This is a genomic window from Micromonospora sp. CPCC 205539 (assembly GCF_036906815.1).
Lineage (GTDB): Bacteria > Actinomycetota > Actinomycetes > Mycobacteriales > Micromonosporaceae > Micromonospora.
In genome coordinates, this window is sequence record NZ_JBAKHW010000016.1 from 64,500 (window position 1) to 77,664 (window position 13,165).

The following is a 13,165-nucleotide window of genomic DNA, read 5'->3' on the forward strand; positions in this document are numbered from 1 at the left end:
TGCCGTGGTGATCATCGCGAGAACGCCGATCACAGCCCGTACGGTCCGACTGCTCATGCCGTTGGCCGCGCTGCTGTTCCTGGGCGCCGCACTGCTCATCCGCGCCGTCGACGACGGGGCGCTGCGGCAGTATTCCGGGACCGCGCTGTACGCGTCGATGGTCTGGGCCGGGGTGCTGTTCCTGTGGCCGCGGATGGCGCCGGGACTGGCCGGGATGCTCGCCATTGCCTTCTGCTGGGCGGTGGAGTGCGCGCAACTGACCGGGGTACCGGCCGAACTGGCGGCCCGGAGCCTCGCGGCGAGACTGGCGTTGGGAGTGCAGTTCGACACGGTCGATCTGGCCTGGTATCCGGCAGGCGTGGTCCCGCTGGTGGTGCTGCACCACCTGGTGTACACCCAGACCCGCCCCGCGTCACGGCCACCGCACGACGTCCCGGTCGACACCCGCCCGTAGCTGCCAACGAAGCCGCCCCGGCGTTTCACCGCACCCCGCTCGACCGACGGATCAGCCGCTGCGGCGGTTACCGTACTGGCGCGGGCTCTGGACCGAGCCACGGCCGCCGAAGTGCTGGCCCTTTCCGTGCGGTTGAGGCGAGGCGACCTTGCCCTTCGCGCGTCGGGCAGCCCGATTTGCGGGAGCGGCAGGCTCGTCGGTCTCGGCCGTGGTTGAGGTGTCGGCGTCCGCCGGTTGGGCGTCGTCGACGGGCTTGGGCTCCGGCATCGGTATCTCCCTGGATTCGTGAGGCGCCCCGCAGAGCATCGACAGCCGACGGACACGGACTGTTCGACGCCGGTGTGGGCACCTTGACGGTATCGCAACGCCGTCGGCAGGCAGTGACCGCGTTGACCTGTGGTACGCGGTGGACGCTCCACTTCCGTAGACTTCGCCGGTGCAGATGATCTCCAAGCAGCCTGCTTCCCTGTCGGACGACGCCGTCGTCCTCCGGGAAGGCATCGCGCGAGCACAGACCGGGCTTGTCGACCGGGAATTGGTCGCCGAGGTTGTGGCGCTGTGCGCCGTCGCCGGCGAGCATCTGCTCGTCATCGGTGCACCGGGCACCGCCAAGTCGGAGGCCGTACGGCGAACGGCTGACCAACTCGGCGGCCGGTACTTCGAGTACCTGCTCGGCCGGTTCACCGAGCCCAGCGAGATTTTCGGCCCGGTCGACCTGCGCCGCCTCCGCGAGGGCTCGGTGGAGTTCGAGACCGCGGGCATGCTGCCCGAGGCGGAGGTGGCGTTCCTCGACGAGGTCTTTCTCGGTTCGACGGCGGTCCTCAACACCCTGTTGGGGATTCTGAACGAACGAGTGTTCCGGCGCGGATCGACTCTTTTGTCGTGCCCGCTGCGGGTCTGTGTCGGCGCCGCCAACAGCCTGCCCGACGATCCCGCTCTCGCCGCGTTCGCGGACCGGTTCCTGGCCCGCGTCTTCGTCTCTCCGGTCCCGGACGCGCGACTCGACGAGCTGTTGGAGGTGGGGTGGAGCGCAGGTTCTCGGCCGTCCGATCCCGCCGGATCATTGCTGCCGGCGCTGGACCGGCTGTCCGAGGCGACTCGCGGGTGCGATCTCGGCGGTGTGCGAGGCCCACTGGCCACCGCGATCCGCCAGCTACGTCAGGCGGGCGTACCGCTCAGTGACCGCCGGGCGGTGCGGTCGCAGCGCCTGGTGGCCGCGGCGGCGACCCTGGACGGGCGCACCGCCGCGACCGCCGACGATCTCTGGGTGCTGCCGCTGATCGCGCCGACCCTCGACGCTCAGGCCTCGGCCCGGGAGGTGCTGGCAGACCTGGTGGCGCAGGGACGAAACGCCAGTCTGGTGTACGCGGCGGAGGAGTTCGCCCGGGGCCAGCAGGCCCGCGCGGCCCGGCTGGTCGAGTCGGGCCGGCGGCTGCTCGACGAACTGGTTACCGCGCCGCTGACGCACGACGACCGGCTGCGCGTCGAGGCGACGCTACGGGAGATCGACGCGGGGTTCGTCCTGGCCGATGCCTCGCAGGCGCTCCAGGACATGCGCGGCCGCTTGGTCGCCGCGATCCAGCGGTGAGCGTGCCTCCGTTGTCCCTACGGTGGCGGCGGCGCGACGCCCCGCTGCCCGCTGCGGCCGTGGCCGCGTCCGGTGCGGTGGTGGCCGAGTTGCGCGAGGACACGCTGCTGCGGGTGACCACCGGCGCTCGCCTGCTCGCCTGCGCGGGCCGGGAGCGGAGCTGGTTGATCGTGCTCGGTGATCAGGCGGATCTACCGTGGGCCGACGGAGCTGTCTACCTCGGTTGGGACGGGGGCGTGCTGGTGCCGACACTCGAGCAGCCCTGGCCGTGTGCCGACCTGTTACGGGATCCTCTGCGCCGCCTCACCGACCAGCAGGCCGGACTGATCGCATTGTTGCCCGGACTGGTCCTGGCCGGCCCGATGCCACGGGAGCCGCTCGATCCCGACCGGCTGGCTTCCTGATGACCGACCACCTGACTCTTCCGGCGTCGCTGGCTCCCTGGGCGCCGGCGCTGTCCGCTCTGACCACCGACGTGGCACTCGCGATGGGCCCGCTGGTCCGACAGATCGATGAATTGTTCTCCCGGACGGAGGGCGACTCGACGGACGACGGCCTACCGGACGGATACGCCGGGCTGGCAGCTCGCGGCACCATCGAGCGGCTACTCCCGTCGCAGTTGCTGCTCATGCAGGAGCTACCGGACGAGTTCGTCCGCCGCGCCACCGATGGTGAGCTTCTGTACCTGGCACCGTCCACCCGATCGGCCGCGGCGCGTGGACGGGTGGTCGTCCTCGTCGACACCGGCCCAGGGCAGCTGGGCGCCGCCCGCCTGGTCCAGCTCGCGGCGCTCGTCGTACTGCATCGGCGGGCCGCCGGCCAGGGGCGGTCGATGGTGATCGGAGTGCTGGGTGAACGGCCGGGCAGCTGGCAGGGCGGTGACCTGGGTGGGCAGCTCGCCGCCTGGCTGGTCGCTCGCAGAGCTGCCGAGCCGAACCCGTCGACGGTATTGGAATGGACCGACCAGATCGACGCGGCCGATCAGGCCTGGCTCCTGACCGGGCCGCAACTCGCCAGCCACCTGCCGGACCGGAGCAGGGTGCTGGTGAGTGACGAGCAGGAGTGGGGCGTCGACGGAGCGACCGCCGTACGGGTCGTCGTCGGCGAACGGCACCTCGATCTCGCTCTGCCTCGCGGCGAAGTCGCGCTGCGAGTCCTGCGAGGTGCCGGCTTCCGCGACACCTCCGTCGGTGCCGGCGCCGGCGCCGGTCCCCTGCGGGCACCGATGTTCCCGAGCACCGCGCCCTACCTGATCGCCCGCGGCGACGGCCCCGCCGAGGTCGTCTCGGTCCGAGTGCCGACCGGGCGACCGCGACGACATCGACTGCCCGGCCCGGCCCTGGCAGCCTGCTGGTTGGGTCGCCGGCTCGTGGTCCTGAGCTGCGTCGACGAGACGCTGCGGGCGGTCGTGATCGGTAAGCCGCTGGGCCACCTGCAGGATCTCGCGGTGCCGCTGGCCGCCGTCGGCATAACGGTCCGCGATGTCGAGGCGGCGGCAGAAGGGGCGCTCTCGCCACTCTACTTTCAGGGTGGTGACCTGCTGTGCGAGTTCGGCGGCGACTGGTGGAGCCTGTCCACCAGGAACAATCGTCGGCTGTCGTCCTACCTGGCGGTCGCCCCCGGCAAGCAGGTGGACACCCCGCGCATGGTCTGGCGGAGCGGCAACCACCTCGAGGTCACCGGTCTCCCCGGTGCGGTCGGAATCCCCGCTTCTGCTCAGGTGGTCCTCGGTGCCGGCACGAGGACGGCCTGGTCGTCGGGCGGCACCAGCTGGCACATCCACGACGCGTCCGGCCTCGTCGGCGACGTGGCGGTCGACCAGGGCACGAAGGTCATCGGTGTGGTCGACATCGGTGGTCCGCAGCTGGTGACCCTGTCGAGTGGCGGGCTGATCGTCCGCCTGGTCTCGCCGGCTCGGACCCAGACCCTCACCCGCTGGTCGGGTGGAATGGGTGAGCCGGCCCTGCATCCGAGCAGGCCATGGCTGGCCGTGCCACGCCCGGACGGGCTGATCGAGGTCGCCGACCTCGCCGCGAACGAGGTCCTGTACGCGGTTCGGAGCACCGGATGAGCGCATTCCGTGGCCGGCTCCCGGCCCGCGCGCTGGTGATCGACGTACCCCTGATCGGGGAGGCCGAGGCGCGCCGGCGGGTCGTCGAGACCTGGCGGCCCGGTGCCACGCTGTTCGACCTGCCCGGTGGAGCGTGGCTGCTGGAGTTCGTCCAGGCGGTCACGGTACGCACCGAACTGGCTCCCGGTCTCGTTCTCGTCGACAGCGGCGGTGTCCTACACCCCAGCGGCACGCCCGTCGAGGGCGCCCAAGCCGGCGACCTGCTGATCCCCCGCGCGGGCGCGACGACCCGGGTGAGCCGGACCACGCTGACCCCCGTCGACCGAGAGTCCTGGATCGACCTGGCCGCCCTGCGGATCGAGCCGCTCGCGGCACTGGATCGCCCGGTTGTCGCGGCGCCGGCACCAGAGCCCTGGCAACCACCCCCACCGGCACCCGATCTGCGCGCGATGGCCGGTATCGCGTCGCCGCCGAAGCGGACCCGCCGTCTGCTGTCTGCGTCCACCCGACCGAGCCGTCGGCGCCGGCTCCCCGACACGTTCGGCGCGAAGATCGCCGCGATCGGCGCGGCCGTCCTCGTGTACGGCGTCGCCGCGCTCGTCGCGGCGCCCTTCCCGATGCTGGTTGTCGGCGCTGGCGCGGGCCTGCTGTACGGCATCAACAAAATGATCGCCTCGAGCACCGCCGCCTCGGCGGACGGTGGGGCACCGCCGACCGGTCGCAGCACGTCGTCGGGCGGCTGGTGGAACGCGCTGATCGCTCGGCTCGTGCTGGCCAGCCGTGCCGCTCGGCTGGCTGTCAGCGTGCAGCACCGCTACGTGCGCCGGCTCAGCGCCGCATTCGAGCGTCGTGACTGGGACAAGGCCCTGCGCGAGGCGATCGCGGTGAGCGGCTCCCTCGGTCGCCCGACCCTTCGGCTCCCCCGACCACGCACCGGCGACCTGGTGCCGCACCCCCATCTCGAGGGCGGGCCGGCGCTTCCGCTCGACTCCGGGGCCCAGCAGCACCTGCGGACGCTCTACCGGCAGGCCGCCACCGAGCTCGACCGCGCCGGCCGTACCGAGGAATCCGCGTTCATCCTCGCGGACCTGCTCGGCCTGCCGGTCGAGGCGGTCGCACTGCTGGAGCGGCACGGCAAGTACCGGCTCGCCGCCGGGCTCGCCGAAGGACGGGAACTCGATCCGGACCTGACGGTCAGGCTGTGGTGGCAGGCCGGCGACCGCGACCGCGCGGTGCAGGTGGCGCGGGTCCGGGGCGCGTTCGCCGGCGCCGTCGAGCGCCTGGCCCGCGTCGACGGCGCGGCGGCCCGGCAGTTACGCGCCGAGTGGGTACGCGGACGGCAGGCCGCCGACGATCATCTCGGCGCCGTCGAGGCGGCCTGGCCCGACGACGAACTACGCCCGCTCGTGGTGCCGAACATCCAGGCCGGTATGGCGCTCAGTGGCCACACCGCGGGCTACCTGTTCGCGCACCTCGCCACCTGGCGTCCGACCACCAACACCGTGACCGCCGCGATCGCGCTGCTCGCAGGGCGCGACCGGGAGTTGGTGCAAGCCCAGCGCGGCTTCCTGGCGGCGCTTGCCGAGCTACAGTGCGCCGACAGGGCACGGGACCGCCAACTCTGCACCGCCGCGCTCCGTCTGATGGTGCGCAGCGCAGCAGATGAACCCGTCGCGGATGCCAGCGAGCGCAGGAGGATCGCCGGCAGGCTCCGGCACCGGGCAGACCGGCTTGCCGCCGCCGACCTGCCACCGCTGCCGGTCGGCCGTGCGCCCGCCCCGAGCACCCGGCTCGACATCACCGCGGCGAGCGAGGCGGGACAACTGCCGATCCATGATGCGGTGCTGCTCTCCGGCCGCACCATCCTGACCGCGCACGGCGAGTTCGGTGTACGGCTGATCGGGCTGGACGGCCGGACCCGCGCGAGCTGGGACGCGCCCGCGCACCAGCTTGTCGTCGCCGATCACGGCGCCAACGTCCTGCTCGTCGCGCGGCGTGGCCACTCCTGCGAGGTCCGTGGCCTGAACCTGAGCACGCGCCGGCTGCGGCCACCCGTCGCCATCACCGCCGAGCGCGTGCTGCCCAGCTACGACGGTGCGTTGCTCACCGTGGTCGACGACGACGGCATCGCGTTCGTCGACCTGACCGGCGACTCGCCCCGCATCACCTGGCGCGAACTGGACTCCAGCACCACGGTGCTGGACATCGCCCGGAGCCCCACCAGCCTCGCCGCACTGGTGCGGATCAGTGACCAGCCGGGCCTCGGAGCAGCCCGCACCGAGGTGTGGCGCTGGGATCTACCCTCGATCATGCTGCGGACCCGCCGGACAGTCGACCTCGATGGCCTCGCCAGCGTCGCGGTGCTCGCGTCCTCGACGCTGGTGACAACCAGCCACGACGAGCACACCGGCACCTACCACGTCACCGGTCACGGCACGGCGGACTGGACTCTGGATACGGAGCCGACGCTACTGGCCGGCGGCGAAGTGTCCGCCCTGCGCATGGCTCGTCCGGACGACACCACCGTGGACATCGCCGACGGTGACCTCCGCATCGTGTTTCCGCCCGGCGTCGGCCCCATCGGCATTCGACGCCACGTGGACACCCTCACGACGTGGGAGCAGGACGGCAGGTTGGTCGTCGTCGACCTCACGCTCGGCGAGGCCGTTGCTCGCCTGCGGACGCGCCTCTAGGTCAGATCCCCCTGCCGTGCCAGGGTGACTGCCGCTGTCGACAGATTCAGGAGCTGGCCCGTCCCGGCCGGAGCGCGGGGCTGGTCTGCCGGCTTCCGAACAGCGCCCTCGCCACGGAGGCGACGAAAATGGCTGACGCGATGGTCAGCACCATGGCCACCGGCACGATGTGCTCGGCCTGCCACTCGAGATCGCCCGCGGTGATGCTCGCCTGATCGACACCGAGGATGGTCGACGACCACGGCAGCAGCGCTGCCGGGTACCACAGCGGCGCGTACGCATAGGGCAGGCCAACACCATCGTTGAGCGTCCAGTAACCGGCCCCGTCGTAGATCAACGCACTGTCGACGACGACCGCCACGTCGCAGGCGACCAGGGCCGCGACGCACAGCAGCACGGCGGCACTCTTGGCGTGCCCCCACCTCGCCAGCCGGCTCGCCACGAAGGCGCCCAGGCCGAGGAGCGCCGCCCAGACGCCGGCGGTGAGCGCCTCGATCGGCAGATACTCGGGACGTAGCCCGTGTGCGGTGAGCACAAGGACTAGCACCGCGATGACCCACAGCAGACCGAGCCGCTTGGCCATCGACCAGGTTATTCCCATGCCGGGAGGCTATCGTGGATCGGCCCGGCGCGAGGGTCAGCATGGTAGTCCCCTGTCGCCGGCTTCGAAGCCACACCACACCTGCGGGTTTCGGCCACCATGCGGGGCTCGGGTCGAGCCGAGCCCCGCGTCGGAGCGATCGGCCGCCGACGCAGCGGCGCCTATGCGCCCGAGGCGCCCGCGACGGCCTTGAGTGCCGTGTCGAGTGCCTGGTCTGCCGGGACGGATACATCGGGGACGACTCCGACGCCTTCCCAGTTGGTGCCGGTGACGCTGTTGATGGTTCGGGCGGTCGGCACGGTCACGAGGATGTGTTCGGTGACCGGGTGGCGGGCCGTCGGGTGCGCGCCGCCACGTGTCGTCTCACCGACGACGACGGCCCGGCCGTGCGCCTGAAGGGTGTACGCCACGTCCTCGCCCCCGGAGAACGTCATCGCGCTGGTGAGCACATAGACCGGGCGGTCCGCATAGCGCGGGGCGGGAAGGTGCGCGGTCGTCCAGAACTGGCGTGTGGCGCCGGTGGACCGCTCGTAGAAGTCGTTGAGGTGCACTTGGTCGTCGCGGAAGAAGTAGCTGCACCACATCGCGGCTCCCTCCGGTGCTCCGCCGGCGCATGCGCGCAGGTCCAGGATGAGCGCGGAGCTGAGGGCGACCAGTTGCATGGCCGCGCCGATCGCGCCGGCGCCTTCGACGGCGTACGCGATGCGCCGCACATCGATGAGCCCCACGTTCCCGTCCAGGTGCTCGACACGGCGGATCCCCTGGTTCTCCGCCCTGAGCAGCGCGAGGAAGGCAGCCCGCCCCCCGTCTTCGTCCGCCGGGTCCAGCGACTGCGGCTGGTCCGCCCACAGCAGCCGCAGATGCTTGTCCGGGCACACCTCCTGAAGGTGAGCGGTCACCGTCTCGCAGAGCACCGGCCCGTCCAGGTCGTCGTACTCGCCCGCCGCGAGGCGGCGCCGGATCGCGGCGTCGATGTCCGCGAGTTTCGCAGGAAAGACGTACCCAGCCTCGATCCGATCCAAGGCCTGACCGATTATCTGTTCGTTTGAGAGCACGGCCGGCCACGCTAGACCGTAAACAATCAGATGACCACCGAATTCCGGGCAGACCCGGGCGCCACGTCGTTCACCGGCCTGCAGCAGGGAGGGGCCGTCGCACCCTGCCGCATACACAGATGCTCACGTCGCTGATGCGGCCGTCCGCCGCCGAATCGGCGCGCGCCGCCACCACGTCAGACAGCGCCACGCCCACTCGGCCGGCCCGTAATGGAACGACCGGAGCCACAGCACACTCCACACCGCCTGGACGACGAGGATGCCGACGGTCAGACCGATGATCTGCGGCAGGTCCGCGGTGCTGTCGATGCCGAGCCGGGGCCCGGCCACGAGGAACAACACGGTCGCAGTGAGGTAGTTGGTCAGCGCCATCCGGCCCATCGGGGACAGCACCGCGGACAGTGCCGGCCCGGCCGGGGTACGCAGCAGCAGGAGCAGGCCGCAGCAGTACGCGAGGCCGGTGACGATGCCGGCGAGCGGGCCGAGCAGGCTGACTCCCCCGCCGGGTCCACCGGTCACGTTGACGAAGGGCAGGTCGACCTGCCGCAGCACCAGCACGATCCAGGTCGCGGCCAGGGCGGTGAAGATGACGAACGCAGCGGCGACGCGGCCGGTGCGGCGTTCGAGGCCGGACGGCACACCGAGCATGGCCAAGGCGTACCCGAGCGCGAGAAGTCCGGGGATCGGTCCGAAGCCGACGACGAGTTGGGCGCCGACGATCAGCAACACGATTGCCACGACGACGGCGACTCGGCCACCGACGTAGCTCAGGGGCAGCAGCACGAGCAGTCCGGCCAGCGCGTACGCCGTCAGAGCTTCGCCGGGATGGACGAGGAAGTGCGCGATGCCGATGAGCAGCAGCACCGCGAGCCGGCGGGCGAGCACCAATCTGGGGCGGTCGGTCCGGGTTGCTGCGCGCTGCAGGAAGATGCCGAAGCCGATGCCGAACAGGATCGAGAAGATGGGGTAGAACCGCTCGTAGAAGAGCAGCTGGACGGCGGTCGGGAGTTGTGGTGCGGTGCCGGCGGCCTCCCCGTGGAACACGACCTGCTGGTAGATGTTGATGATCAGAATGCCGCAGAGGGCGAACCCGCGCAGCGTATCGAGGGCGTCGATGCGAGGCCCCGCGCTCGACACGTCCGCGGTTGCCGATGTCTCCACGTGATCGCCTCCTGGATCCGGATGGTGCCCATCGACGCCAGTCAACCCCGCACCCGAAGGTCCTTCGGCACAACCGCGACCATCGTCGGGCTCACACGCGACGAAAGTAGGGACGTTGCCAGCGACGGCTCGCACGACGAGCCCTTCCTCGCCGGCCCGGTTACCCTGCAAGACATGGGGCGCAGCCGCGTACTCTCGGTCGCCGTTGACGTGTTCGTCGCGGTGGTGGCGGCGGCGGTCGGCACGGGACTGGAACTCAGCGGTCCGGACCGTGACCATCACCTGGTCGCCGCACCGACGTGGGTCTACGTGGCCGCACAGGTCGCTGCCGCGGCGATGTTGCTGGTGCGCCGCCAGCGTCCGTACACCGCCGCACTGGCGATTGCGGCGATCAGCCTGTTCGCGCCGGCCTGGGCCGCTCTCCTCGTGCCCTACTCCGTCACCGCGGCTGGCGGCGGTCGGCGTTGGCGGCAGTGGGCACTGATCGCGGTGCTCGCGGTGGCGTTCCTGGTGGGGGCGCGGGCCTGGGCAATCCTGGATCCGTTCTCCGCGCCCGCCGTCATCCTGTCTTCCGCGCTGCTCGGCATGTACGTCGGCGCCCGGCGAAGCCTGGTGGCGGAGCTGACCGACCGGGCCGAGCGGGCCGAACGAGAGCGGCTGCTGCTTGCCGAACAGGCCCGGGCCGACGAGCGGGCCAAGCTGGCCGGTGAGATGCACGACGTGGTCACTCACCGGATCAACCTGATGGTGCTGCAGGCCGGTGCGCTGCGAGTCAGCACCGCCGATCCAGCCGCCCGGGTGGCGGCGGAGGAGTTACGGGTGGCCGGCTGTCAGGCGTTGGCCGAACTGCGCGACCTCGTCGGGGTACTGCGCAGCGGGGACGGGTCACCGGCCGGTCCCGCCGACCCGTCCGACGAACCGGCCCTGGCGTCACTCGTGGACGACTCCCGCGCGGTCGGCCTCCCGGTCCGACTCGAGGAGGACGGTGATCCGGCCATCGTCGCGCCGACCGTACGACGGACGCTGTTCCGCCTGGTGCAGGAGTCACTGACGAACGTGCACAAGCACGCGCCAGGAGCCGACGCGACCGTGGCCGTGCACTACGGCAGGCACAGCGTGCGCGCGACCGTCTCCAACACCCCGCGGCGCCGCCCGCCCGACATCGACCTGACTGCTGTCGGCGGCGGCAGCGGCCTGGAAGGGCTGCGACGCCGAGTAGAGGTCGTCGGTGGCACGCTGACCGCCGGGTCGACGTCGGACGGCGGCTTCACCGTGTCCGCCACCCTTCCGGTGTACGTGCCGACGGCGGCGGGGCGGTGATCCGCGTCCTGCTCGTCGATGACGAGCGGATGGTGTGCGCGCACCTGCGCACCATGCTCACCGCTTCCGGCCTGGACGTGGTCGGTGAGGCACACGACGGTGCCGAAGCGGTCGAGGCCGCAGTCCGCCTACAGCCCGACGTGATGCTGATCGACCTGCGGATGCCCGGTGTCGACGGGCTCACCGCGATCGAGCGCATCGCGACACTCCCTGCGCCCCCACGGATCGTGGCCCTCACCACCTTCGATCTGGATGAGTACGTGCTCCGCGCGTTGCGAGCCGGCGCTGTCGGTTTCCTGGTCAAGTCCACCTCCCCGGAAGAACTCGTCGACCTGGTGCGGGTCGCCGCCGCGGGGAACACTGTGCTGTCACCCGTGGCGGCCCAACGGCTGATCGGGAGCACTAGCCACCGTCACCGCCAACACGTCCGGGACATGTGCGCCTCGCTGACCGATCGTGAGCGGGAGGTGCTGGAGAGCCTGGGCTCCGGCTGGTCGAATCACCAGATCGGGCGTCGTCTGCACCTGTCCGAGGCCACCGTCAAGGGTTACGTCTCGCGGCTGCTGGTCAAGCTGGGCTGCAACAACCGCACCGAGGCGGCCCTACTGGCCCACGAGGCCGGCCTCGGCACGCAACGCTGAAGCCGTTTCAGGGGCGTCGCGTAGCCGCAGCTCTTGTCCGCCGAGCTGGGCCGGCTAACCGAGCTGGCTCAGGTGAGCGTCGAGCACGCGCACGGCCCAGTCGGTCCCGACGGCTGGATCCTGCCGGACGAGGTGCAGCGCCAAGCCATCGATCAGGGCATGCAGCCGTTCGGTCTCCATCGAGGCGGCGGTGGGGTCTGCCACCAGCGTCTGCACCGCTTGTGCGCACAGATCGCGGATCGCGAGGTGGGCGCTTCGGTAGGTGCCACGCAGGTCGGCGTCGGTCATCGCGGCGGTGCCCAGAGCGAGGAAGACCTCCATCTCCAGGCGCCGCTGCTCGTCGAGTGGCAACAGCTCCAGCAGCACCTTCCGTGCCCAGCGGTCGCCCTGCGGGATGGCGGCGACCCGGGTCAGGACCTGCTCCACCGCCAGCTCGTAGGCGCGGATCCGCACGCTGGCCTGCGTGGGGAAGGTGTAGCGCAAGGAACTGGGCGGCAACCCGGCCTCGGCGGCGATCCTGCGGACCGACAGTGCGGGGATGCCATCGCGGACCAGGACCTTCCATGCCGCTTCGGAGACCCGGCGGTCCCGTTCGTCGGCGTCGAGTGTGCGGGGCATGAGAAACATAGTCGCACAGTCGTACGGAAACGTGCTATACCTTGTTTTGGCACAGTCGTACGGGAACGTTGAGGAGCCGCGAGATGGCGTGGATCGTGTTGATCGCGTCGGGGGTGCTGGAAGCCGTCTGGGCCACAGCGCTCGGCGCGACGAAGGGTTTCACCAGGCCCGGACCCACCGCTGTTTTCGGCGCGGCGCTCGTCGCGAGCATGGCCGGACTGGCCTACGCCATGCAGTCGCTGCCGACCGGAACCGCCTATGCGGTATGGGTCGGCATCGGCGCGGTGCTGACCGTGCTGGTTGCCGTCGCACGCGGCCAGGACCGGCTGTCCCCGCTGCGGGCGGCGGTACTGGCGGGCCTGATCGGCTGCGTTATCGGCTTGAAGGCGGTGAGCTGAATGCCCTGGATCGTCTTGTTCATCAGCGCGGTCCTCGAAGCTGTCTGGGCCACCGCGCTCGGCACCAGCGACGGGTTCGTCAAGCTGACCCCCACGATCATCTTCGCGGCCGCATTGGTCGCCAGCATGGTGACGCTGACGTACGTCGTGAAGCACGTCCCGATCAGTGTCGCGTACGCCGTCTGGAGCGGCGCCGGAGCCGCCTGCACCGTCGCCTGGGCCATGATCACCGGCGGCGAGTCGATCAGCTTGCTGAAGCTGCTGTTCCTCACCGGGATCATCGGCTGCATCGCAGGACTCAAGCTCCTCAAGCCGCACACCGACCAGCCCACCGGCCCAGTGCGCTCGCCTGCGCGCGGATGATGCCGCCTGCGGTAGTCGGACGATCGGGCAGATCCTGCGCGCCGAGGACGCCGCGACCCCACCGGCACCAATCGGCCGGGTGCCCTTCGACCCGGGTGGGGGCAGCCGAGTGGGTGCGGTTCTCCGGCCGTACAGGTGGCCAGATCGGGGCCGGCCTGAGCCATGGTGGAGGTCACGAGCACGTCGCGCGCGATCGAGGATG

14 protein-coding genes are annotated in these 13,165 nt (G+C 71.0%); 9 read left to right on the forward strand and 5 right to left on the reverse strand.

What is annotated here, in order from left to right; all coding sequences use genetic code 11:
* Positions 1–4 precede the first annotated feature (4 nt).
* Positions 5–454 carry a ribosomal maturation YjgA family protein gene (locus V6V47_RS16255; protein WP_334629056.1) on the forward strand — a complete coding sequence of 150 codons (450 nt, stop codon included), beginning with the start codon at positions 5–7 and terminating at the stop codon, positions 452–454.
* Positions 455–505: 51 nt separating this feature from the next.
* On the opposite strand, the gene V6V47_RS16260 is transcribed toward V6V47_RS16255, so the two are convergent.
* On the reverse strand, positions 506–721 hold the full coding sequence (locus V6V47_RS16260; protein ID WP_334629057.1) for a hypothetical protein: 216 nt from the start codon (positions 719–721) through the stop codon (positions 506–508).
* A gap of 175 nt (positions 722–896) precedes the next feature.
* On the opposite strand from V6V47_RS16260, the gene V6V47_RS16265 reads away from it, so the two are divergent.
* From V6V47_RS16265 to V6V47_RS16280, 4 genes are read left to right on the forward strand one after another with little or no spacing between them, the layout of a single operon-like run.
* On the forward strand, positions 897–2,042 hold the full coding sequence (locus V6V47_RS16265) for an AAA family ATPase (protein ID WP_334629146.1): 1,146 nt from the start codon (positions 897–899) through the stop codon (positions 2,040–2,042).
* An 11-nt stretch (positions 2,043–2,053) separates the two neighbouring features.
* Positions 2,054–2,446 carry a bpX5 domain-containing protein gene (locus tag V6V47_RS16270; protein ID WP_334629058.1) on the forward strand — a complete coding sequence of 131 codons (393 nt, stop codon included), beginning with the start codon at positions 2,054–2,056 and terminating at the stop codon, positions 2,444–2,446.
* Positions 2,446–4,113 (forward strand): hypothetical protein, encoded by a 1,668-nt coding sequence (locus tag V6V47_RS16275; protein WP_334629059.1) that lies wholly within the window; start codon positions 2,446–2,448, stop codon positions 4,111–4,113. The genes V6V47_RS16270 and V6V47_RS16275 overlap by 1 nt, the downstream gene beginning before the upstream one ends.
* Entirely contained in the window at positions 4,110–6,806 is a 2,697-nt protein-coding gene (locus V6V47_RS16280; RefSeq protein WP_334629060.1) for a bpX6 domain-containing protein, read from the forward strand. The genes V6V47_RS16275 and V6V47_RS16280 overlap by 4 nt, the downstream gene beginning before the upstream one ends.
* Positions 6,807–6,852: 46 nt before the next feature.
* Here V6V47_RS16280 and V6V47_RS16285 read toward each other — a convergent pair whose 3' ends face one another.
* From V6V47_RS16285 to V6V47_RS16295, 3 genes are all read right to left on the reverse strand, one after another.
* On the reverse strand, positions 6,853–7,407 hold the full coding sequence (locus V6V47_RS16285; RefSeq protein WP_334629061.1) for a hypothetical protein: 555 nt from the start codon (positions 7,405–7,407) through the stop codon (positions 6,853–6,855).
* A gap of 161 nt (positions 7,408–7,568) precedes the next feature.
* Positions 7,569–8,579: a S41 family peptidase gene (locus V6V47_RS16290; protein WP_334629062.1), complete on the reverse strand. Its 1,011-nt coding sequence runs from the start codon at positions 8,577–8,579 to the stop codon at positions 7,569–7,571.
* 6 nt (positions 8,580–8,585) lie between these two features.
* The gene (locus V6V47_RS16295; RefSeq protein ID WP_334629063.1) at positions 8,586–9,623 is read right to left on the reverse strand and encodes a DUF418 domain-containing protein; all 1,038 of its coding nucleotides are present in this window, start codon (positions 9,621–9,623) and stop codon (positions 8,586–8,588) included.
* Between the two features lie 174 nt (positions 9,624–9,797).
* Between V6V47_RS16295 and V6V47_RS16300 the strand changes: the two genes are divergently transcribed.
* Together V6V47_RS16300 and V6V47_RS16305 are read left to right on the forward strand one after the other, a co-directional pair.
* Positions 9,798–10,943: a sensor histidine kinase gene (locus V6V47_RS16300; protein ID WP_334629065.1), complete on the forward strand. Its 1,146-nt coding sequence runs from the start codon at positions 9,798–9,800 to the stop codon at positions 10,941–10,943.
* Positions 10,940–11,584 carry a response regulator transcription factor gene (locus V6V47_RS16305; RefSeq protein ID WP_334629066.1) on the forward strand — a complete coding sequence of 215 codons (645 nt, stop codon included), beginning with the start codon at positions 10,940–10,942 and terminating at the stop codon, positions 11,582–11,584. Before V6V47_RS16300 ends, V6V47_RS16305 begins: the two co-directional genes overlap by 4 nt.
* 54 nt (positions 11,585–11,638) lie before the next feature.
* Here the strand turns inward: V6V47_RS16305 and V6V47_RS16310 are convergent, their stop codons facing one another.
* Positions 11,639–12,202 (reverse strand): TetR/AcrR family transcriptional regulator, encoded by a 564-nt coding sequence (locus V6V47_RS16310; RefSeq protein WP_334629067.1) that lies wholly within the window; start codon positions 12,200–12,202, stop codon positions 11,639–11,641.
* Positions 12,203–12,285: 83 nt separating this feature from the next.
* On the opposite strand from V6V47_RS16310, the gene V6V47_RS16315 reads away from it, so the two are divergent.
* Together V6V47_RS16315 and V6V47_RS16320 are read left to right on the forward strand one after the other, a co-directional pair.
* Positions 12,286–12,600, forward strand: coding sequence for a DMT family transporter (locus V6V47_RS16315; RefSeq protein ID WP_334629068.1), 315 nt, complete (start codon positions 12,286–12,288; stop codon positions 12,598–12,600).
* The gene (locus tag V6V47_RS16320; protein WP_334629070.1) at positions 12,601–12,963 is read left to right on the forward strand and encodes a DMT family transporter; all 363 of its coding nucleotides are present in this window, start codon (positions 12,601–12,603) and stop codon (positions 12,961–12,963) included. It begins immediately after the preceding gene.
* Positions 12,964–13,165: the final 202 nt, after the last annotated feature.